The 22,291-nt window shown below is 65.5% G+C and carries 15 protein-coding genes; 7 read left to right on the top strand and 8 right to left on the bottom strand.

The features are described from left to right. Positions 1-182 precede the first annotated feature (182 nt). Together pgi and ACOYYX_RS04995 are read left to right on the top strand one after the other, a co-directional pair. Positions 183-1,811, top strand: coding sequence for a glucose-6-phosphate isomerase (gene pgi, locus ACOYYX_RS04990; protein WP_422928834.1), 1,629 nt, complete (start codon positions 183-185; stop codon positions 1,809-1,811). 303 nt (positions 1,812-2,114) lie between these two features. Further along, positions 2,115-2,942: a restriction endonuclease gene (locus ACOYYX_RS04995; RefSeq protein WP_422928835.1), complete on the top strand. Its 828-nt coding sequence runs from the start codon at positions 2,115-2,117 to the stop codon at positions 2,940-2,942. Between the two features lie 199 nt (positions 2,943-3,141). Here ACOYYX_RS04995 and ACOYYX_RS05000 read toward each other — a convergent pair whose 3' ends face one another. Further along, positions 3,142-3,360 carry a hypothetical protein gene (locus ACOYYX_RS05000; protein ID WP_422928836.1) on the bottom strand — a complete coding sequence of 73 codons (219 nt, stop codon included), beginning with the start codon at positions 3,358-3,360 and terminating at the stop codon, positions 3,142-3,144. Between the two features lie 378 nt (positions 3,361-3,738). Here ACOYYX_RS05000 and ACOYYX_RS05005 point away from each other — a divergent pair, with 378 nt between their 5' ends. Further along, positions 3,739-4,785 (top strand): DUF1559 domain-containing protein, encoded by a 1,047-nt coding sequence (locus ACOYYX_RS05005; RefSeq protein WP_422928837.1) that lies wholly within the window; start codon positions 3,739-3,741, stop codon positions 4,783-4,785. Positions 4,786-4,976: 191 nt separating this feature from the next. Here ACOYYX_RS05005 and ACOYYX_RS05010 read toward each other — a convergent pair whose 3' ends face one another. Both ACOYYX_RS05010 and ACOYYX_RS05015 read right to left on the bottom strand, forming a co-directional pair. Continuing rightward, positions 4,977-5,786: a hypothetical protein gene (locus ACOYYX_RS05010; RefSeq protein WP_422928838.1), complete on the bottom strand. Its 810-nt coding sequence runs from the start codon at positions 5,784-5,786 to the stop codon at positions 4,977-4,979. Positions 5,787-5,895: 109 nt separating this feature from the next. Then, positions 5,896-6,258 carry a hypothetical protein gene (locus ACOYYX_RS05015; protein ID WP_422928839.1) on the bottom strand — a complete coding sequence of 121 codons (363 nt, stop codon included), beginning with the start codon at positions 6,256-6,258 and terminating at the stop codon, positions 5,896-5,898. Positions 6,259-6,410: 152 nt separating this feature from the next. Between ACOYYX_RS05015 and ACOYYX_RS05020 the strand changes: the two genes are divergently transcribed. Next, positions 6,411-7,760, top strand: coding sequence for an RNA polymerase sigma factor (locus ACOYYX_RS05020; RefSeq protein WP_422928840.1), 1,350 nt, complete (start codon positions 6,411-6,413; stop codon positions 7,758-7,760). On the opposite strand, the gene ACOYYX_RS05025 is transcribed toward ACOYYX_RS05020, so the two are convergent. Then, on the bottom strand, positions 7,695-9,725 hold the full coding sequence (locus ACOYYX_RS05025) for an esterase/lipase family protein (protein ID WP_422928841.1): 2,031 nt from the start codon (positions 9,723-9,725) through the stop codon (positions 7,695-7,697). The two genes, ACOYYX_RS05020 and ACOYYX_RS05025, sit on opposite strands and share 66 nt — an antisense overlap. A 375-nt stretch (positions 9,726-10,100) precedes the next feature. Between ACOYYX_RS05025 and ACOYYX_RS05030 the strand changes: the two genes are divergently transcribed. Continuing rightward, entirely contained in the window at positions 10,101-11,501 is a 1,401-nt protein-coding gene (locus ACOYYX_RS05030) for a 3' terminal RNA ribose 2'-O-methyltransferase Hen1 (protein ID WP_422928842.1), read from the top strand. Positions 11,502-11,579: 78 nt separating this feature from the next. Then, positions 11,580-14,213: a polynucleotide kinase-phosphatase gene (locus ACOYYX_RS05035; protein ID WP_422928843.1), complete on the top strand. Its 2,634-nt coding sequence runs from the start codon at positions 11,580-11,582 to the stop codon at positions 14,211-14,213. Between the two features lie 702 nt (positions 14,214-14,915). Here ACOYYX_RS05035 and ACOYYX_RS05040 read toward each other — a convergent pair. From ACOYYX_RS05040 to ACOYYX_RS05055, 4 genes are all read right to left on the bottom strand, one after another. Further along, entirely contained in the window at positions 14,916-15,953 is a 1,038-nt protein-coding gene (locus ACOYYX_RS05040) for a DUF1559 domain-containing protein (protein ID WP_422928844.1), read from the bottom strand. Positions 15,954-16,056: 103 nt separating this feature from the next. Next, positions 16,057-17,397, bottom strand: a complete 1,341-nt coding sequence (locus ACOYYX_RS05045; RefSeq protein WP_422931592.1) for a PQQ-dependent sugar dehydrogenase — start codon at positions 17,395-17,397, stop codon at positions 16,057-16,059. Positions 17,398-17,671: 274 nt separating this feature from the next. Then, the gene (locus ACOYYX_RS05050; RefSeq protein WP_422928845.1) at positions 17,672-19,003 is read right to left on the bottom strand and encodes an SGNH/GDSL hydrolase family protein; all 1,332 of its coding nucleotides are present in this window, start codon (positions 19,001-19,003) and stop codon (positions 17,672-17,674) included. A gap of 26 nt (positions 19,004-19,029) precedes the next feature. Further along, positions 19,030-20,418: a hypothetical protein gene (locus tag ACOYYX_RS05055; protein WP_422928846.1), complete on the bottom strand. Its 1,389-nt coding sequence runs from the start codon at positions 20,416-20,418 to the stop codon at positions 19,030-19,032. 800 nt (positions 20,419-21,218) lie between these two features. On the opposite strand from ACOYYX_RS05055, the gene ACOYYX_RS05060 reads away from it, so the two are divergent. Continuing rightward, positions 21,219-21,815 carry a histidine phosphatase family protein gene (locus ACOYYX_RS05060; RefSeq protein ID WP_422928847.1) on the top strand — a complete coding sequence of 199 codons (597 nt, stop codon included), beginning with the start codon at positions 21,219-21,221 and terminating at the stop codon, positions 21,813-21,815. Positions 21,816-22,291 lie beyond the last annotated feature (476 nt).

Consider the following 22,291-nt stretch of genomic DNA (forward strand, 5'->3'; position numbering starts at 1 on the left):
TCCGGGTTTGACGGCCGGGGGGCCCTCGCTCCCCCTCCGGGCGGTCGCCCACCCGTAGACCCGGAGGCATCCGGCGATTAGTCTGAATCGGCCCCGGCGGCGACCCCTCTCGGAGGCCGGTCGCTGCGGAGGGGTTCGGGCCGCGTGTTCGTTGAAGTCAATAGGGAGCGAGGAGAACGACAATGTCCGCCAAACCACTGCGAGAGCGCGCCGCCTGGAAGCAGCTCGAAGCCCACTACGGCGAGATCCGCGACGTCCACCTCCGCCAGCTCTTCGCCGACGACCCGGGCCGGGGCGAGCGGCTCACGGCCGAGGCGGCGGGGCTGTTCATCGACTACTCCAAGAACCGCGTGACCGACGAGACGATCAAGCGGCTCGTGACGCTCGCCGAGGAGTCGGGCCTGCGCGACCGGATCGACGCGATGTTCCGCGGCGACAAGATCAACGTCACCGAGAACCGCGCGGTGCTGCACGTCGCGCTCCGGGCTCCCAAGGGGCAGAAGATCGAGGTGGACGGCGAGGACGTCGTCCCCGAGGTCCACGCCGTCCTCGACAAGATGTCGGCCTTCGCCGACAAGCTCCGGAGCGGCTCCTGGCTCGGGCACACGGGCAAGCGGATCCGCAACGTCGTGAATATCGGGATCGGCGGCTCCGACCTCGGCCCGGTCATGGCGTACGAGGCGCTCCGGCACTACAGCGACCGGAACCTGACCTTCCGCTTCGTCTCGAACATCGACGGCACCGACTTCGCCGAGGCCACCCACGACCTCGACCCGGCCGAGACCCTCTTCATCGTCTCCTCCAAGACGTTCACAACGCTGGAGACGATGACCAACGCCCACACGGCGAGGGCCTGGAGCCTGAAGGCTCTCGGCGACGACAAGGCCGTCGCCAAGCACTTCGTCGCCGTCTCGACGAACGCCGAGGAGGTTTCGAAGTTCGGCATCGACACCGCGAACATGTTCGGCTTCTGGGACTGGGTCGGCGGTCGCTACTCGATGGACTCGGCGATCGGGCTCTCGACGATGCTCGCCGTCGGCCCCGACAACTTCCGCGCGATGCTCGCCGGCTTCCACGCCATGGACGAGCACTTCCGCACCGCCCCGTTCGAGAAGAACCTCCCCGTCCTGCTGGGCCTCTTCGGCCTCTGGTACACCGACTTCCTGGGTGCCGAGACGATCGCGGTCCTGCCGTATGATCAGTACCTCAAGCGGTTCCCGGCGTACTTGCAGCAGCTCACGATGGAGAGCAACGGCAAGCACGTGACCCTCTCGGGCAAGCACGTCGACTACGCGACCGGCCCGATCTACTGGGGCGAGCCCGGCACCAACGGCCAGCACTCGTTCTACCAGCTCATCCATCAGGGGACCCGCCTGATCCCCTGCGACCTGATCGCCTTCTGCCAGTCCTTGAACCCGCTGGGCGAGCACCACGACTACCTGATGTCGAACGTCTTCGCCCAGGCCGAGGCCCTCGCCTTCGGCAAGACCCCCGAGGAGGTCAAGGCCGAAGGCACCGCCGACTGGCTCGTCCCCCACCGCACGTTCGAAGGCAACCGCCCCTCGAACGTGATCCTCGCCGAGAAGCTCACCCCCGAGATCCTCGGCAGCCTGATCGCCCTGTATGAGCACAGCGTCTTCACCCAGGGCATCATCTGGGAGATCGACTCGTTCGACCAGTGGGGCGTCGAGCTCGGCAAGGTCCTCGCCAAGCGGATCATCCCCGAGCTCGGCGGCTCCGAGCCCAACCTGACCCACGACAGCTCCACCAACGCCCTGATCCGCCGCTACCGCCAGCACAAGGCGAAGTAATCGAGCCGGCACATTCGCGGCGGTAATGCCAAGCGATCATTTGAGAGGACTCGGGCGTGCCACGCACGGCCGAGTCCTCTCGCATTTGTGGCATGGCCCATTGTCGCAATGGAGGCAGAGTGAGGGGCAGCATTCGTCTGAATACAGACTGTGTCATAATCCAGGAGCCTGGTTAGTGGACGAGCTTACCTTGCATGCGAAATGATCGGTCTACCTTCTTCAATGAAGATGGCCTGCGAAATCCTCACGCGAAGTTGCACCGGAGCCACTCGGTTGAGAGTAGGGCATGGGATATAGACTCTTATGATGCCGCCTCAAGCTGAGATCGAGATTCCGCTCCTAGAAATCCTTCGAGACCTGGGTGGCGAAGCAAGGCCCAAGGATGTCTACGAGTTACTGACGGCGAGATTTCCCCAACTCACCGAAGAAGACCTTGCCGCGACGCTCAAACACGGCGAGAAGAAATGGCAAAATCGCATCCAATGGACGAGGCAATACCTGATCCAGGCGGGTGATATGGCCAAGCCACGTCATGGCATATGGGCGATCACGGAACAAGGGAAGCGACGTCTCCTACCGACCAATCCGGATGGAACTAGCCCTCATATCGATCCCCCCTTACCGAAAATTAGCCTGGTCGAACTTTATGAGGCCTACGAACTTCAATTCCGCTCGAAACTCCTGGGAAGACTTCTCGAACTGAGGCCTCGGCAGTTCGAGCAGTTCTCCAAAGAGTTGCTCGCGGCTTATGGCTTCGTGCAAGTCACCGTCACCCAGATCTCGCGGGATGGCGGTATCGATGGGCATGGGTTACTCAAGGTCGGCCTGGCCCGCATGTCCGTTGCTTTCCAGTCCAAGCGATGGGAAGGCAATGTGCCGCGACCCGAGGTCGATAAGTTTCGCGGTGCGATTCAAGGCGAATACGAGCAGGGGATCTTCTTCACGACGGCGGATTTCACGAAAGGGGCCATGGATGCCTCAATCAAGAAAGGGGCCGTCCCCATCATCCTTCTCAACGGCGAGAGCATCGTAAATCTCATGATCGAGAAGGAATTTGGTGTTCTCCGCAAGCCATTGCAAGTCTTCGAAGATCAGCTAGATACAATATTTGGTGAAATTCAAGAAATATAGAAGAGTTGGTTTTGGCGTAAATTGGCTGGTGTCGTTCACGTTGAGAATAGTGACCGTTCAAGGGCGAACATGCCTGATCAAGGCGGTCATAGGGTGGTGGACCGCACGCGGGATCTTTCTTGATGAGACATGGAGGGTTCAAAGCTCGATATCTCGTCACTTGTCTTCACGTTGGCTTTAATAGGCTTCGATGACGATCTCATCGAGCAAATCCGCGTCCTACGCCAGCGAGCCGATGAAACTCAAGGATAGGGTCGAACGTCTTGGCGAGGGGGACCTCGGGCAAGGAAGGAAGATGGAATTTGCAGAGCAGCAGCCTGACGGACTCGGCGAAGGCGTCATCGAGAGACGCGAAATGGCCAGCCTGGATGGCCGATTCGGGGGCGGCTTCCAATTCCTGAGGTGACTGGATCTTCATCTCGTAAATCCTTTCCCGCCTCGCACCGTGTAGCCATCCCGGTGGACGATCGCACTGCGGGGAGATTGTGCATCGCGACTGCACGACCTGAGCTGTCCACCTCGCCCGCTTATTGTACGTGAGCACGCTTCAAACGTGCCCGTTACGATGTCGCGATTCTCTGCTCGGATCATGTCGGAAATCTGCGATCAGCGCTTTGATCGTGGCGGAAGAGGCGGTTTTGGGATAGGATGATTGATCTGATGTTGAGGCCGCCGATTGCCACGAGGCACGGCGAGCGGACCCGCCTGGATGCGAATTCGACTTGCAGGTTGTCTTGAGCGACCTCACCCCCCGAGGATTTCGATGGGAATTACACGGTCTCGGTCCGGATTCACCTTGATTGAGCTGCTCGTCGTCATCGCGATCATTGCCGTGTTGATCGCCTTGTTGTTGCCCGCGGTGCAGGCGGCACGCGAGGCCGCCCGCAGGATGAGCTGCACGAATAATCTGAAGCAGATCGGCCTGGCCATGCACAACTACGAGTCGACCAACGGCGTCTTCCCGCCGGGTCGGATCAACACGTATGTGGCCGGGAATGGACACTGCTGGGGGGCGTACTCGCAGTTGCTGCCGTTCTTCGAGCAACAGTCCATCTTCAACACGATGAACTTCAGCATGAACCCCGACCCCGACTACACGACCTCGAGCGCGGTCGTGAATCGGACGGCGGCGGTCGTGGTCGTGAACACGTTCCTCTGCCCCTCCGATGGCGGGCCGGCGATGGTCCAGGTCGGCGGCGGGATGTACTCGGGGCATAACTACCTGCTCAACGTCGGTTCGGGGTACTCGGTCTTGCAGAACCCGCCGTCGCCGATGACCGCCCCCAACGGGATCCTCTTCGAGAACTCGGCGGTTCGGATCTCTGGGATCACCGACGGGACCTCGCAGTCGATCGCCATCAGCGAGTCAATCCGGTCGTCGGCCGGGGCCCCGACCGGGTTCAGCGGCCCGGCCATCTTCGCTCGGGAGCCGCTCGGCGGCTTCGTCATCACCGGCAACAACTCGGCCGGCAACGGCCCGCCGATCGTCTCCGACGACGACTACGCGGCCAGGTGCCTCACGAACTCACCGCCAGGCTTCCAGCCCACCCGCGGCATCAAGTGGCTCTATGGCGCCCCGGGGCACAGCATGTACAACCACCGCCGTCCCCCGAACGACAAGCGTTACGACTGCCGAGGCGGCCTGCCCCACAGCGACAAATCCGCCGCCGACTGGCAGAACCTCTCGCTCAACATCACCTCGCGCAGCAGGCACCCCGGCGGCGTGAACTCCCTCTTCTGCGACGGCCATGTCCAGTTCGTCAAGGACTCGGTGAACGTCACGGCCTGGCAGGGCCTCGGCTCCCGCAATGGCAGCGAGGTGGTCTCGGCCGACTCGTTCTGATTGAGCAGGGAGCCTCGAACGCCATGTGAGGACAACGGACGCGCCGGGGAAAACCCCGGCGCGTCGCTTTGAATCAAGCTCGCCACTTGGGGTCGGCTGGTTTGAGATTTGGAGTAACTGCGGAATGGAGCCTGGCCGAGGACCTGGATTATCAACAGACGATTCGATCCAGGTTCATCCCTCGCCGCAAGTCATCGATCTTTGCTCGATTCGAACCATGGCCTGTACCGCGTAGAACGCGCGTCATGACGTCGAGCGGCCTCGCGACATCGCTCGGCGGCGCTTTTCCAGATCTCGGCTTGCTCGAGCCAGGAGCGGCCGAGGCTGCGGTTCGAAAAGGGGCAGAGCTTCAGGTCTTCGGAAGCTTGATCGTTCAACTTCCAATCCACCCCATCAGCGGCCCGTTCATGGCATCGCTCTGCCCGCTCAGCCATGGTTTGTGACTCGGCCAGGCATAGGCCGGCGAGAAAGGCTTCGTGATTCGCGATCGCGATGTAGGTCGGTCGCATCCACAAATGGTGGACCTCCCAAAGCGCGAATGCGATGAACGCAACTCCGACGAGCATCCCCCGGATCGTAGGCCGGAATTCGAAGTCGTATAACCAGTCGAGTTTGATGGATCCGAACTCGCCCGCATAGGCTCTCCATCGCCTGGCGATCAAGATTATGAAATATGTTGGTGTAAATAATATAACGGCCAGGGGAAGGGGGCCAACGTTGGACTCCTTCAACACTGCCGTAATGAAGATCACGACGATCAGCAAATCGGCAATTGCGAGCGTCAGCGCGGCCGAGGTCATCAAGGTGAGGAACGCGGATAGTAGGATTCCGGGTCTCCCGGCGGCTTGACGTCGTGCGAGGATGACGTAGGTCCGAGTCCCCACCGCTAGGAGGGCGAGCCATACGACGTTCAGGAACCCCTCTTCGTTGACCATGAAGCCGACCGAGGTCAGCACGATGCCCACCAGGATCGGCGCTGAATTCTCCGTCGGGCCTGCCACGGCGTTCCTCCTACGCGAGCGGTTGGCGGCGAGCGTCAGGTAGACTCTTGGACGCCCTCCCCTCAACTCGGTTCCATCCCGCAGGCACATTGCGTTTCAATCGCGGGGACTATGCGTCGTAGTCGATCGGGCTTCCCCACTCCCACTCCACGAGCGATTCCGCGAAGACTTCGAGGTTCACCGTGTTCCCGGGCGAGTCATCGCCGTCGGGGAAATACTCGGTCGAGACCTCGACGACCTCCCTCTCTGACGAATCCCGCCGCCTCCCGATCACCTTGCAGATGATGGCTCCCGGCCTCGGATATTGGCTCCGGGAGTCAAGATATTCGTCGCTGACGATCGCCGTCTTCTCGGTGAAGGTCAGGCGACGCCCATGGGCGTCGACGAACTCGCACTGGACGAGGCCAGGCTGAGGCTCATCCGCAACGTACCGTAAGATCGAGACGCGGATGCCCACCATGCGTTCGGCCATCGGGGAGCCTCCTCGACCATGCTGACGACGGGAACTTCACTGTCGTCGACTTCGAGAAAAAGAGAAACCTCTTTGTGAGGAATCGGCGCGGGCGGACACTTTTACTTGTGGAACCAATGAGGAGCACGGTCGCAACGGGTTGAGTGGACGGCATGTTTCGACGCGAGCGGTTGCGCGGGGGGCTTCTCGAGCTGAAAGTCTTGCTCGGGGCCGGGGCGCTCGGAGGATTGTCGGATCGCGAGCTGCTGGAGGTCCACCGGTCGGGCGAGGCCTTACGGGCGGAACTCGCGTTCCGGCTCCTGGTCGAGCGGCACGGGCCGATGGTCTTCGCGCTCTGCCGGAGCGTGCTGCGCGACATTGACGATGCCGAGGATGCCTTCCAGGCCACGTTCATCGTGCTGGCCCGCAAGTCGGACTCGATCCGGAACCGCGAGATGGTCGGGCCCTGGCTGCATGGCGTGGCGAGCCGCGTCTCGAGGCGGGCGCGGATGCTGGCGACGCGGCGGCGCGTGCGAGAACGCCTGGCGGTCGAGGCCCGGGGCTTTTCGGAGGGGGATGAGGCCGGGCCTTCGCCGGAACTCGAGGGGATCTTGCACGAGGAGATCGACCGGCTGCCGGAGTCGCTCCGGGCGCCCTTGGTCCTCTGCTGCCTCCAGGATCAGAGCTACGAGGCGGCGGCCCAGCGGCTGGGCCTCAGCGAGCCGACGCTCCGCGGCCGGCTCCATCGCGCACGCAAGGCGCTCAAGACCCGGCTTTCAAGCCGAGGCCTGGGGGCGTCGGCGATCGGGCTCGGGGCGAGTCCGGGGCGGTTCGGCCCTCCCTCGGCCCGGCTCGTGGACGTCTGCGTTCGCGCGGCCCTCGGGCACGCGGGCGCGTCGGGTGGTTCGAAGACCGCGGCGATCCTCGTGCAAGGGAGTCTCTCTGCCATGATGTTCAGCACATATAAGGCGGTTGCCGTCTGCCTGCTCTCGGCCTCGCTCGCGCTGGGGACGATCGTCGTCGCCCAGACCAGGGCGCAGAAGTCGAATGTGGCTCCGGAGCAGTTCCACCCGGACCCGGATGCCCCGCCCAAGTCGGAGGTCGTGTCCAAGGATGACATCGCCAAGCAGGCCGAGGTGACGACGCGGGCCATCCAGTTTCGCCTCAACCATCCCAGCGAATTGGCCTACCCCGTCCATATGAAGCTCGAGGACTTCCTCAAGGCCATCAAGACCCAATCGAAGTGCCCTGAGCTACCCAACGGCATGCCGATCTATGTTGATCCCGAGGGGCTTCAGGAAGCGGGCCAGACGATGACCTCGATGGTCAACCTGGATCGAAAAGGGGTGTCGATCGGCGAGGACCTGAGATGCGCACTTCGGATGCTCTCGATGAGTTATTACGTCAACAGTGGCATGGTCATGATGAGTTCGAGGACGGCCGTCCTCGAGATCCGCTTACTCATGCTTGAGCACAAGATCGACCGGGTCATCGAGGCCGGAAACATCCCTGTAAAGCCGTAAGGGCTTCTCGAGGCTCGTGGGCCGAAGTGCGTTCGACGCCCCGGTATTCCCTCGAAGAAGCAGGGGCTTCTCCGGATTCGCGGGCATGAGGGCGTTGGCGCGTTGGAGGCCGCGGTCGATGGGGAGGCGGTGGGCGGTGTCGGGGGGCGGGACGAGGTCGCGGTTCTCTTCCAGGTGGACCAGCAAGATCCGGCGGAGCTCGGCGGTGACCTCGGGCTTCTCCTGCGAGAAGTGGGTGCCGGAGAGGATCTTCTCGGAGGTCGCGCCGGGGAGATGCGAGCTGTAATAGGGGACGACGAGGTCGGAGGGCAGCGTGCCGTTCACCAGCGGGATGATCGAGTGGTACGGCACGCTCGAGCGGATCGGGATCCGGTGGATCGCCTGGAGGATCGGGCTGTCGGTCCGCAGGTTGCCGATCGCGTTCAGGGCCTTCCGGCGCATGTCGGACTTGATGACGTTCTCGCCGTAGATCGCCTTCAGCTCCTCCTTCACCTGGACCTGCAACTCGGAGTCGTTCCGGCGTACGAGGCTCGAGACGAACCGCCCGAAGAGGTCGCTGGCGATCGGGCTGCCCCTGTGCGGCGAGGCGATGAAGATCAGGCGCCGGACCGACGGCACGGCCTGGTAGACGAGCGCCGCGCCCACCGTTTTCTGCAGCGTCGGCGAGTTCTGGATCTTCTCATACGGCTTCTTGATGGTCGCGTCCCAGAGCATCAACCCGGAATCCTGCGCCATCATCTTCGAGAGCAGGCCCCCCATGCTGTGCCCGACGAAGACCATGCGGTCGAGCGCGGGGTCGGTGTGGTTGGGGTCGAGCGTCTCGCGGATGTTGTACAGGGCCTCTCGCAACTTGGCGGCCGAGCTCGGGATCGGCAGGCCGGTCGGATACATGAAGACCCAGAACTGATACCGCGAGGCGATCTCGGGGGCGTTCTGCAGCTCGTTGACGTTCTGGACGAAGGCCCTGGGGCTGGAGACGAGGCCGTGGACGAAGACCACGGGGATCTTGCCCCGCTCGTACGGATGCAACGTGTAAAGGCCGGTCTCGAAGCCAGGTCGCTCGAACGAGGATTCGAGCAGGCCGGTCCATTCGATCGTGGAGAGATAGCCCTGGTCGACCTGGACGGCCAGGGGCGTGGTCCGGTCGCTCGCGAGCGGGATGTCGCGGGACGAGACCTGCATCGAGCGCTCCCGGAAGGGGTCGAAGAGGATCATGCTGGCCGGGTTGCGGCGCCAGTCCCCCTGCAGGAGGCCGCCGCCGGGCATCACCACGGCCGTCGCGCCGACCTGGGTCTCGCGGGGCATGAACTGGTCGCGGGCCTCGATCAACCCATTGGGATCGGCCACGCGGTGCGCCACCAGGGGGACGCCGAGCCCGCCGGAGCGATAGATGTTGTCCATCCCCCGGACCCGCAGGTCCGACGCCGGCTGGACGCTGGCGAGGCGCTCGGGGTCGAGGTAGTTCATCGTGCTGCCGACGGCGATGTCGAGCTGCGAGAGCGTCGTCCGCCAGGGCTGACTCTCGTGTCGCTTCATCTCCGACTTGCGAGCGACGCGCAGGACGCGCTCGAGGGCGCCGTTGTGGATCTCGATGGCGAGGTCGGGGCGGGTGCCGTAGGGGTCGTCGAGCGCCATCATGCCGAGGATGGCGGCATCGCGATACCAGGGGATCGCGTCCATCCCCATCCCCTCGCTCAGGCCGGCCTGATAGGAAAGCTCGGCCAGGGCTAAGGCACCGTCGGGCTCGGATTTATTCTGGAGCTTCGCCTCGAGCGCCCTGGCCATCTCGCCGGGGCTGGCGTTGAAGGTCTGGTAGAAGCCGTTGCGGGCGAGGACCGCGGCCGAGGCCTCGCTCAGGCGGAACCCCGTCTCGATCCGCTCTCGATAGTCGATGAGCTTGTTGCGTAAGGGGGCCTCGCGCGCCGTGACCCCCGCGCAACCGGCGGTCGCCGATAGCAGCAGCAATCCCGCGATTCCCGAGAGGCGCCGACGAACGGGCGTCGCGGGCGACCGGGGTCGCGCGTCGGTGGAACCGCACCGGGATTCGTGAGGGGGGCACGACATAAGATCCGTCTCGGTCGTCCGTTCCGGTGGGACTCGCCCACCTCGGCTCCTCCGCACCAGGCCAGGGCGTCATGCCCGCCGGCGAGAGTTTCGCCGGGATTATAGCGATCGTAAGGATTCGGGGAAGGTCAGCCGCCGGGCCTGCGCCTGAGGAGGAGCGACCGCGGCCGTTGCAAGTCGCCGCAACGAACCCAGTTCGATCTTCTCGTGTCGGCGAAGGGAAAATACAAAAGAATACAGGACGGCGTTTTGCCGTGAGATCCTGGAGGGATCGGCATGCTGCTGACGATCACGACCCGACATCAACCCGCCTCAGACCTGAGCTACCTGCTCCACAAGCATCCGGACCGCTGCCAGGCCTTCGACCTCTCGTTCGGGCGGGCGTTTGTCTTCTATCCCGAGGTCGGCGAGGAGTCGTGCTCGGCCTGCCTGCTCCTCGACGTGGATCCGGTGGGGATCGTCCGGGGCAAGGGGGGGGAGAAGGGAGGACCCCTCGCGCAGTACGTCAACGACCGTCCCTATGCCGCGTCGTCGTTCATGAGCACGGCCATCGCGCAGGTCTTCCGATCCGCCATCTCGGGGCGTTGCAGCGACCGGCCGGAGCTGGCGACGACCCCGCTCCCCTTTTCCGCCAGGCTCGACGTGCTCCCCGTCCGCGGCGGCGAGTTGTTCCTGCGGGAGATCTTCGAGCCCCTCGGTTACGAGGTCGAGGCCACATCCCATCCTCTCGACGAGACCTTCCCCGCCTGGGGCGATAGCCGCTACTTCACCGTCACGATCCGCAAGACGGCGACGATCTCGGAGATCCTGACGCATCTGTACGTCCTGATCCCCGTCTTCGACAACCAGAAGCATTACTTCGTCGGCGACGACGAACTGGAGAAGCTCCTGGCCAAGGGGGCGGGGTGGCTCGGGACTCATCCCAAACGCGAGGAGATCACCCGCCGCTACCTCAAGTTCCAGGCGAGCCTTTATCGCGAGGCCCTCAGCCGGCTCGATGACGTCGAGCAGGAAGAGGCCGCCGAGGGGGAAGAGGTCCCCGAGGACAAGGGAGAGCGCCTCCTGGAGCGTCCTTTGAGCCTGAACGAGCAGCGCCACGGCGCCGTGCTCGCGGCCCTGCGCTCCATCGGGGCGAAGCGCGTGCTCGACCTCGGCTGCGGCGAGGGGAAGCTCCTCCGGGAACTGCTCAAGGACCGGACTTTCACGGAACTGGTCGGGCTCGACGTCTCGACGCGGTCGCTCGAGATCGCATCGCGACGCCTCAAGATCGATCGGCTCAGCGAGATCCAGGCCGGTCGGATCAAGCTGATCCAGGGCTCGCTGACCTATCGCGACAAGCGGATCGAAGGCTTCGACGCCGCGGCGCTCGTCGAGGTGATCGAGCACCTCGATCCGCCGCGGCTCGCGGCGCTCGAGCGGGTCGTCTTCCAGTACGCGAGGCCGAAGGCCGTCGTGCTGACGACGCCGAACCGCGAGTACAACGTGACCTGGGAGAACGTCGGGGCCGAGCGGCTCAGGCACTCGGATCACCGCTTCGAATGGACCCGGGCCGAGTTCAAGGCCTGGGCGGATGTGGTGGCGTCGAGGTTCGGGTATGCCGTCCGATACTTGCCGGTCGGGCCCGAGGACGAGGCCCTGGGGCCCCCAACGCAAATGGCCGTCTTCGAGCGGGAATAGCCGAAGGAAACGGCGGAGCGTGCGAACACATTCCAACACGATCGCCCCGAGACTCATCGGGGCGAGTCCCCAAGGTTGATGGTACTCCCGGCAATGACGGCTCAGGCGTTCAAGATCCCCAAGTTTTCCCTGGTTGTGCTCGTCGGCCCCAGCGGTTCGGGCAAGAGCACCTTCGCGAGGACGCATTTCAAAGGGACCGAGATCCTGTCGTCGGACAACTTCCGCGGCATGGTCTCGGACGACGAGAACGACCAGGCGGCGACGAACGACGCGTTCGATGCGCTCCACTTCGTCGCGGCCAAGCGGCTGGCGCTCGGGCGCCTCACGGTGATCGACGCCACCAACGTCCATGCCGAGTCGAGGAAGCCGTACATCGAGCTGGCCAGGGAGTACCACTGTCTGCCCGTCGCGATCGTGCTGAACGTTTCCGAGCCGGTCTGCCTCGAGCGCAACGCCGCCAGGACTGATCGCGACTTCGGGCCTCACGTCGTGCGGAACCAGAAGTCGCAGTTGAGGCGGTCGCTGGGGAACCTCCGCAAGGAGGGGTTCCGCTACGTCTTCGTGCTCGACACGCCCGAGGAGATCGACGCCGTCACCATCGAGCGTGTCCCGCTCTGGAACGACCGCACCGACGAGCGCGGGCCGTTCGACATCATCGGGGATGTTCACGGTTGCTGCGATGAACTCGAGTTGTTGCTGGAGAACCTTGGATATGAGCCGGCGACCATCGAGCAAGAGGTGCCCGACCCGGTCTGGGGCGACCGGATCTACCGGCATCCCGAGGGGCGCAAGGCGGTCTTCGTCGGCGACCTCGTGGATCGTGGGCCGAGGGTCCTCGACGTCGTGCGGCTCGTCCGGAACATGATCCGGGCCGGCTCGGCGCTCAGCGTGCCGGGGAACCACGACGTCAAGCTCGTCCGCAAGCTCCGGGGCAAGAACGTGCAGCTCACGCACGGCCTGGCAGAGACCTACGCCGAGTTCGAGGCGCTGCCCGACGACGTGCGCGCGGCGTCGAAACGGGAAATCGCCGACTTCCTCGACGGCCTCGTGAGCCATTACTTGCTCGACGGGGGCTCCCTGGTCGTCGCCCACGCGGGGATGAAGCGCGAGATGCAGGGGCGGGGATCGGGGCGGGTCCGCGAGTTCGCCCTCTACGGCGAGACGACGGGAGAGACCGATGACCTTGGCCTGCCCGTGCGCGTCGACTGGGCGGCCGACTATCGCGGCGAGTCGATGGTCGTCTACGGCCATACGCCTGTCTTCGCGCCGCAGTGGTTCAACAGGACGGTCAACATCGACACCGGCTGCGTCTTCGGCGGCGCCCTGACCGCCCTGCGCTATCCCGAGCGAGAGTTCGTCTCGGTGCCGGCGGCGAGGACATACTGCGTCCCCTCGAGGCCATTCCTGCCCCCGGGCTCGAACGGCTCGACCCCCACGGCGCAGCAGGCGCATGACTCCTTGCTCTATGCCGAGGACGTGCTGGGCAAGCGGATCATCGACACGAGGCTGCGCGGGAGGGTCACGGTCCGCGAGGCCCATGCCGCCGCGGCTCTCGAGGTCATGAGCCGGTTCGCCGCCGACCCTCGCTGGCTGATCTACCTGCCTCCGACGATGTCGCCCTGCGAGACCAGCCGGCTCACGGGTTTGCTCGAGCACCCTGCCGAGGCCTTCGCTCATTATCGCGACCAGGGGATCGCCCGGGTCATCTGCGAGGCTAAGCACATGGGCTCGCGGGCCGTCGTCGTAGTTTGCCGCGATGCGGATGTGACGCGCGAACGATTCGGCATCGACACCGGCGAAATCGGGGCGATCACCACGAGGACCGGCCGCCCCTTTTTCAACCGGGCCGAGCTTGAGACGGCGATCCTCGACCGGGTCCGCGAGGCTTTTTCGAAGGCCGGGCTCTGGGAGCGGCTCGGGACGGATTGGGCCTGCCTCGACTGCGAGCTGATGCCCTGGTCGGCCAAGGCCGAGGACCTCTTGCGGAACCAGTACGCCTCCGTCGGCGCCGCCGCCAGGGCCGCGCTGCCGCAGGTCGCCGAGGCCTTATCGAAGGCCGCCGCGAGGGTCGATGGCCCCGAGCGCGAGGGGCTCGTCGCGCTCGAGAACACGTATCGGGGCCGTCTGCGCGACGGCCAGGGGTTCGTCGACGCCTATCGGTCGTATTGCTGGCCCGTCGAGTCGCCAAGCGACTACAAGCTCGCCCCGTTCTTCCTGCTGGCCACCGAGGGGAAGACCTACTGGGACAAGGGGCACGACTGGCACATGGAGACGCTCGCCGAGGCCTGCGCGGCGTCGGATGGCCTCCTGGTCGCGACCCCGCACCGCGTCATCGACCTGACCGATCCCGAGCAGGTCGAGCAGGGGATTTTGTGGTGGACCGAGCTGACCGGGCGCGGCGGCGAGGGGATGGTCGTGAAGCCGGTCGAGGTTGTTGCGAGGGGCCCCAAGGGGCTCGTCCAGCCGGCCGTGAAGTGCCGTGGGCGCGAGTATTTGCGGATCATCTACGGCCCCGAGTACACCGAGCCCGAGAACCTCGAGCGGCTCCGGCGTCGGGGGCTCGGCCACAAGCGGGCCCTGGCCCTCGGCGAGTTCGCGCTCGGCGTCGAGGCCCTCGATCGGTTCGTGAGGCGTGAGCCTCTGCGTCGGGTCCACGAATGCGTCTTCGCAGTTCTTGCGCTCGAGAGCGAGCCGGTCGATCCTCGGCTCTGATCGTGTGGAAATATTGCAAATTGTTCATATTAGAATACCTTAAATAGGCTGTCGCTAGATTGTCGCTCCACGATGGGGCCTGGCCTCCATTTCGGGTGGCCGCGATTGGAACAATCGGGGTCGCACAGCGACGGGAGGCCCACTGCAGTGATCCCCGGCCTTCACCAGGGGCCATTCCCCGATTCTTGCTTTCCCACGCGAGAGGCCATCCCCAATCCCATCGGCGGATTCTTCCTGTTCCGGGTGGCCGTGGTTGGAACAACCAGGGTCGCGAAGCGACGAGAGATCTGGAGCCGTTCGATCCGGCCGAAGCGATAGCCAGTCCGCACACGTCCCCTGGCCTCGGGCCAGAGGATCGAGGACGGCTCCTGACTTCGGCCGGGGCCTATTGCAGTTGGCCTCTCATCGCTGCGCGACCCCGATTGTTCCAATCGTGGCTACCCTTGAGATGGGAAGGCCGAGGTTGGCGCTCGCCGTCTCGGGATGATCGGGGGTTGCGGGCGTGTCTCTCCAAATCCGGTAGCCCTCGGATCGGCCGGGGAAAATCGAGGAGCGGCCCCTGGTGACGGCCGGGGCTCCTTGCAGTTGGCCTCTTGTCGCTGCGCGACCCCGATTGTTCCAATCCCGGCCACCCGAAAGGGGCGGATTCGCAGGGCGAACTGCGGCTACCGATGTGGTCGCGGTAGGTGAGTTACGCCCGGATCAATATGCATCGCCCGAGACGACCTCGCCGCCGGCGCGGGTGGCGAGGGCCCGCCAGACGCCCGGGTTGACGGAGTTCTGCACCGACCGGGCGTGGCCGTCGGCGAAGAGGATGTTGGCGCCGCCGGGGTGGAGGCTGCGTGCGGCCTTCCAGCCGGGGTTGTGGTAGACGATGCAGTCGTTGTACGGCGAGTTGGGCGTCAGGTAGTGGTTGTAAAGCGTGTTCAGGTAATTACCATCCCACCAGCAGGCCCCCTTGTTCAGGAGCCAGCCGTTGCCGGCCACGGCGCAGCCGGCGTCGGTCAAGGGGGCGGCGGAGACGCGGGCGAAGGCCCGGGGCAGCGGGGATGGCGGGTTCGAGCCGGCCGGGAGTGAGTAGGGGCCGGCGATCCCCAGCCACTGCTCGGATACGGCCGCGGTCTGGCTCGTGCCGTCGAGGATCGTCGCCACCGACTGCGATCGGCCCAGGATGAAGACGCCGTTGGCGTTCGTCGCGTCGCCGCCGTTGCCGCCGTCCCCCGAGCAGAAGGTGTAGTTGGACGGCCCGGTGTCGGGCGCGGGGGCCGCGGCGCCGTCGCCCGGGCAGAGGAAGGACGCGACCCGGATTGCCATGGCCGTCGTGTTCGCCGGGTAGAAGGGCCAGAAGGGGGAGCCCGCGCCCGAGGGCTTGTACGCGATCGGGAAGTCGAAGTTGAACGCCTGGAAGAGGTTCGACTGCTCGAGGAACGGGGTCATCTGCGCCAAGGCCGACCAGCGATATTGCAGCGGCGAGGTGGTCGCGGGCACGGCCCCCGTCGGCGAGAGGAACCCCACGGGGAAGCTGTTGTGGGCCCCGTGATAGTTGTGCAGCGCCAGGCCGATTTGCTTGAGGTTGTTCATGCACTGCCCACGCCTGGCTGCCTCGCGGGCGGCCTGCACGGCGGGCAGGAGGAGCGCGATCAGAACGCCGATGATCGCGATGACCACCAGGAGCTCGATGAGCGTGAAGGCGTCGCGGCGGAGTGGGCCGCGCGCCTGGCTTGACCTCGGTCGGAGCATCGGGGCGGCTCCCTTTGCGGTCGGGGTCGGGATGTCGAGGCGTGTCGGCCGAGGGCCCGGCTTCGCGGACGCCCTCGACCGAAGAGGAATGGAGGTCAAATGGTCACTTCGAGCCGCCGGTGTAGGCGACGCGCCAGACGGTGTTCGAGCCGTCGTCGGTGACGAAGAGCGAGCCGTCCTTGCCGACGGTCACGCCCACGGGGCGGCCCCAGACGTCGCCGCTAGGGGTGACGAAGCCGACGAGGAAGTCCTCGTACTCGCCCGTCGCCTTGCCGTCGTGCATCGGGACGCGGATCACCTTGTAGCCCGTCCGGCGCTCGCGGTTCCAGGAGCCATGCTCGGCCGCGAAGGCGTCGAGCCGGTATTCCTTGGGGAACTGCTCGCCGGTGTAGAAGGTGATGTCGAGCGAGGCCGAGTGCGACTGGAGCAGCACGTCGGGGGCGATGACCTTGTCCTTCAACTCGGGGTGCTTGCCCTCGTGCCTCGGGTCCTGGTGGCCGCCGAGGTAGTACCAGGGCCAGCCGTAGAACCCGCCTTCCTCGACGTGCGTGATGTAGTCGGGGGGCAGGTGGTCGCCCAGGCCGTCGCGCTCGTTGACCGAGCACCAGAGCTGGCCGGTCTCGGGGTGGATCGTCAGGCCGACCGCGTTGCGGATCCCCGAGGCGAAGATCTTCTCTTCCGAGCCGTCCGGGTTGAAGGCGAGGATATCGGCCCGGCGCTTCTCCCCGTCGTTGTCGTCGACGTTCGACTTGGAGCCGACCGAGACGAACATGCGCTTGCCGTCTTTCGAGAAGACGACGTCGCGCGTCCAGTGCCCGCCGCCGGTGAGCCGGCCGCCGCCGGGGATGTCGGCGACGATCACGGTGGGCGAGGCCGAGGCCTTCGTGTCACCTTCCTTGTACGGGAAGCTGACGACGGAGTCGGTGTTGGCGACGTAGATGTGCGTCGGATTCGGCCCCGGCGGGTAGAAGGCGATGCCGAAGGGCTGGCTCAGTCCCTTGGCGAAGACCTCATTGATCTCGGGCTTGCCGTCGTTGTCGGCGTCGCGGAGGACCCGGACGCGCCCCGCCTGGCTCTCGGCGATGAAGAGGTCGCCGTTGGGGGCGGTGATGATCACGCGGGGCTGGTTCAAGCCCTTGACGAACTCGGTGACCTTGAACCCCTCGGGCACGCGAGGCCAGGCCCCCTCGGGGCGGGCGACGACCTTCGGGCTGTTGCGGGCCGAGGGGGTGTCGAAGGGGGCCGGCAGGGCGTCGAAGGTGACGTGGCGGCGGACGCCAGGGGCATCCGTCGTCCAGTCCCCGAACGCGTCCTTGCCCGTGAGGACCTTCACGCCCGGCGAGGGCGCGGCCTCGGCGGCCCAGGAGGCGCCCGAGGCGAGGGTCAGGGCGACCGACGCCATCCCCGTAAGGATTGTGCGGATTCGCGAACGTTTCGGCTTCATCATGGTGGAATGCCTTGCTCGGTGGGCCGTCTCGTCTCGATCCTGCGGGGCTTTCACGACCGCCGGCGCATCCGACTCGGCTCGACACTCATCGACCCAGGAGGTCGGGAAAAGGTCGAGCAGGGGGGGAGACGGTCGGGGCGATCGGCCGCAGGACGACCCCTGTGCAGGGCCGTCATCACGAAGCGTCGAGGCTAACAGTCCCGGCAAAGGGCCGCAATCGGGCACCCGAGGCGTGCCCTCGCCGGGAAGCAAACTCGACCGCGACGGACGATCATTCGTCGTTGATCTGCAACAATGGGGCCGACGCCCTCGTCGAGACATCCGGTCCCGAGGCGACGATCGGCTCCGGGCCGAGGTAGCCCGCCGATGGGCGAGCGTCCGCATGCCCCCGCTCCCCTTCGAGGAGCTCGGGATCCTCGGCCGAGAAGACGACCCTGCGGAGCCTGGCATCCGTCTCGAGCGCCTTCGCGAGCGACTTCGAGAGCCGATCGTGGCCGAGGGCGTTGGGGTGGTCGTCGCTGGCCGAGATCTCCACGTCGGTGGGCTTGAGCCCGTCGAAGCTGCCGGAGAGGTCGAGCACGACGTCGGCGTGGCGATCGAGCATCGAGCGCAGTTGTCCCACCATGGGCGCGCGGTTCCTGGGGGATTCTCCCTCGCCCGAGCGCGGGATGATCATGGCGGCGAGGGGGGCGCCGATCGCCCGGCATTCCTCGGCGAGCCGCTCGACGCTCTTGTCGTAGACCGGCCAGTAGTGCGGGCGGAGCTTGGCCTTGAGCCCGTTCTTGTTGCGGAGCCGGTCCTGCGCATTGAGCGCGAGGTCCTTCTCGGTCAGGCCGACCGCCTTGATCTCGTCGCGGAGGAAGTCGTAGCCCGGCGTGACGCGATTCTGGAGCATGTCGCAGAGGTGGATCTCGAGCAGGCGGATGTCCAGGGTCGTCGCCGAGTACAGGACGACGTCGGGGCGGAACGCCGCCGCCTTGCGCCGGAAGGCCTCGAGGCGCTGGAGCGGGCTGTAAGCGGCGACGGCGAAGTTCAGGACCTCGAACCGGACGGAGCCCCCTCGCTTCTCGGCCTGGTCGTTGAGCCAGTCCTCGACGAGGTTGACGTAGGTCTCCTCGGTGCCGACCCCCCAGCCCATGTCGATCGACGAGCCGAGGACGGCGATGCGGACGGTCCTCGGCTTCCGCTCGAGCGAGCAGGGGCGGTCGCGCATCCCGTGCTCGTTGGTGGTGAACGGGAGCCCGTAGAGCGATCGCTCGACGTTGGGGAGCAGCTCATACATGAGCATGTCGCCGGGGAGCTTGCGCGAGATGTTCGCGTCGGTGAACCTCGGCTCGGTGCTCGATTTCGAGGCGAGGAAGAAGGCCGGGTTGGACCTCGCCGCGCCCGGCGATTCCACGCCGATCAGGCCTTCGTAATATCCCCCGGCGCGCTTCTCGCGGTCGGCCCGTGCCCCTTCGGGGAGCCTGCTGATCTCCCAGGTCGCGTGCAGTCGGGATCCGGCCGGGCTCGGCGGGATCAGGCCCACGAGCAGCACGGCGACCGTCTGGATCAACGAATCCCGGGGAGTCGAGAGGGAGAGGGAGAGAGGACGATTGCTCATCGTCGACGGCCTCCTGAATATCCGGGTTACATGGAGACGGTCAGGCCGCGACGGAAGAGGTCGACCCAGGCCGAGACGCTCGGGCTCGACCAGAGCGACCAGAGCACCGTGATCGTCGTCAGGGTCCCCGCGACCTTCAGCCAGCGGAGCCCGCGCTCGGCGAGCGTCGGGGTCGCGTCCTTCGCCGCCCGGCGCCTGGGACGCCTGGCGTCGAACTGGACGTTGACCATCACCAGGAGCCCGAGGATCCCCCAGAAGAGGGCGTCGGGCAGGCTGAAGCCCCAGCTCCCCCGGAGCCAGTAAGACTGATAGGCGTGCAGCGCCCACGTCGCGAAGAAGACCACCGCCGTCGCGATCGCCAGCGCGGCCGGCTGCGGCCAGCGCTTCAGCCGGAAGACGACCGGGTTGAAGACGACCCGCACCATGAAGTCTTTCCAGTAAATGTTGATGCGTCGCCAGTAGTCGGTGAAGCCGGTCGCCAGCAGGTAGTTGTGGTGCGTCTCGGGGAGCTGGAACCCGAAGAGGTGCAGCATCCCGCAGGCCATGTGGAACTGGCCCGAGACGCGCAGGTAGAGCAGGTAATTGCAGAAGAGGAACCCGGCGAGCGCGACGGGGCCGCGGACCTCCTCGGCCGGTATCAGGAGCTCGTGGTAGACGAGGCGATAGAGCAGGAGCTGCAAGGCCCCCTTCGTCATCATCTTCAGGCCGGCGCGCTGGGTGTCGTGGACGTCCTTGGAGAAGTACGACCGCTGCAAGGTCCGGTAGTCGACGACGGGGAAGTGCAGGAAGCAGTAGTTCGGCAGCAGGAAGAAGTAGCCGAGGACGTCGACGACCGGCTCCCGCTTCTTCGCGTGCTTGAGCTCATAGAGGAAGATGATCATGCGGAACATGAACATCGTCGCGAGCACGGGCCAGGCGGCCGCCGGGATGACCCCCAGGAAGCCCTCGGCCGGCCTCGTCAGCGCCAGGGCGAGCGCCAGCGATCCCATCAGGCCCGCCCGGGCGATCCAGGGGATCGGCAGGTAGCAGACCCCGATCATCACCGCCGAGGCGAGCGCGACCGCCCCCGCCACGACCGGGCCGTAGACCCAGGCCAGGCCCAGCATCGACGCGGCGATGAAGAGCGGCTTCTTCCAGCGGAAGGGGGTCAGGTAGTGGACCGGCAGGGTCGCCGCCGCGATCGTCGCGAGGATGACGAAGGCCCGGTTCTCGAGGTGGTAGACGTTGACCACGGCCAGCAAGAGGGCCAGGTGGAGCATCACCTCCGCGAATTGCCAGGCGTCGCGCCGGCAGGTGATCGGCTCGCCGGCGAAGAGCCCGGGTCTCGACTGAGGCTGCGGCGACTTCGCGTCGGGCTGATACGTGTCGTGGAGCGGCGGACGCGTCGCGACCGAACGCTGGCTGAGAGACTGCACGGGCCAAGCCTCCTGCTTTGGGCTCGCAAGTCCGCACCGGTTCCGTCCCACTTGTGATCGCTCACAAACAGATGAACAAGTCGACTTCGATAGAATCAGATAGCGCTTCGCGCAACAAAGACGTCAGGGGGGCGCCGACCGAAGTGAATCCTGGTGTGTGCGGGATAGGTTTCGAGGTGCAGAATTGAGAAGTGACCCGCTCTCTGTCGACTGCGACATCCTTGCTTCGCACAAACTATCGAGCGTCGATCCGCGACGCGACGGCCCCCTCCATGGGGACCTTAACCTTCCTTGACGATTGCCGACCCTTTGAGATGGGACCCCACCGTCGAGCGCCGGCATCGACCGAGGAATGGCGTCTCGGCACGACGAGCTGAGGGGTTTACTCCATTTTTCGAAGGGCTGCAATCGGAATGTGACGGCTCGTCGGCCACCTTCATGAACTTTTGCGAATCGCGGGCGAGGGATCCATCGGCCTCGGATCGATACCGGCGGCGGCTCACAGACTTCGCGCCGACCCATTCGTGATGGAAGCCCGCAATTCCCCTACAAAATGCCGGGTCGATCGGTCAGAATGGACGGGAGCCCCCTCGGCGTCGAGACGGCCGGGCTTTCCACCGCCGCACGTCGCCCCGACCCCTCGCGATCGTCTTCGCCTCGACACGTCGTTTTCAGAACCCTTACTCGTCGTCGTTGGTTAGAATACCTACGAAATTGGTTGGGCGAATTGGTGCCTTGGTGCTGATTTTGTGCGCACGCCGGCGGTTCAACATTCAACACGAGCGACCTGGGATGGGATCATGAACTCACCGCTTCCCGAAGTTTTCCTCGTCCGCCACGGTGAGACGGAGTGGTCGATCAGTCGACAACACACGGGCAGGACCGACATCCCGCTGACCTCGGCCGGCGAGGCGAATGCGAGGGGGCTCGGGACCCGCCTGCAGCCCGTCGCGTTCAACCACGTCTTCGTGAGCCCGCTCCTGCGTGCCCGGCAGACCTGCGAGCTGGCCGGCCTGGGCGAGAAGGCCGTGGTCGATCGAGACCTGATGGAGTGGGACTACGGCGCCTTCGAGGGGATGCGCACCGACGAGATCCGCCAGACCCGGCCCGAGTGGGACCTCTTCCGCGACGGCTGCCCCGACGGCGAGTCGCTCGAGGCCATCGCCGCCCGCGCGGATCGGGTCGTCGCCAGGCTCCGCGAGTGCGAGGGGAAGACCCTCGTCTTCAGCCACAGCCACTTCCTCAGGGTCCTGGCGACCCGTTGGCTCGGCTGCCCGGCCGGGAACGCCCGCCACCTCGTCCTCCAGACGGGGGGCCTGAGCATCGTCGGCTATGAGCATGACGTGACCGAGCCCGCGATCCGGCTCTGGAACGACACCGGCCACTTGCCCCTCTGAGCCCTCTTCTCTCCCCTTCGCCTCCGAGCCAGATTGCCGATCTTTCCTCCGCTCTCGAGTTCGGCGAGAAATAACCTAGTCGAACCAGGCGACTTCCGTCTATTTTGGATGACTCGGCGTCGGCGAATGTCCGCGAAGTCCCCCTCGCGCGGGCTCGGAGCCGACGAGGGATGTTCCGGGCGGCCAGCCCGACCGATGACCGCCCCGGACCCTGGGGCGAGAAATGACGATGGGGCCTCGACGGTCCCCGAGTTCATTGTGAAGAATTCCGGTTCCGGGCCGGCGATGAGGGTGACGGGCTTGCGTTCGATACCCCGGAGATGAGAAAAGTACGGGGTCCCGGGACGCGACGATCCCTCGTTGCCCGGAGGAGTCGTCGAGTATCCATCCGTGCCCGGGGCGTGTTCCACGATCCAGAGCGGATGCGGAAGAAGCCTGCGAAAAGACCGCGGGTACGAGCCACGCGGCGAGTTTAC

It is taken from the genome of Singulisphaera chitinilytica (assembly GCF_049331405.1).
Taxonomy (GTDB): domain Bacteria; phylum Planctomycetota; class Planctomycetia; order Isosphaerales; family Isosphaeraceae; genus PoT.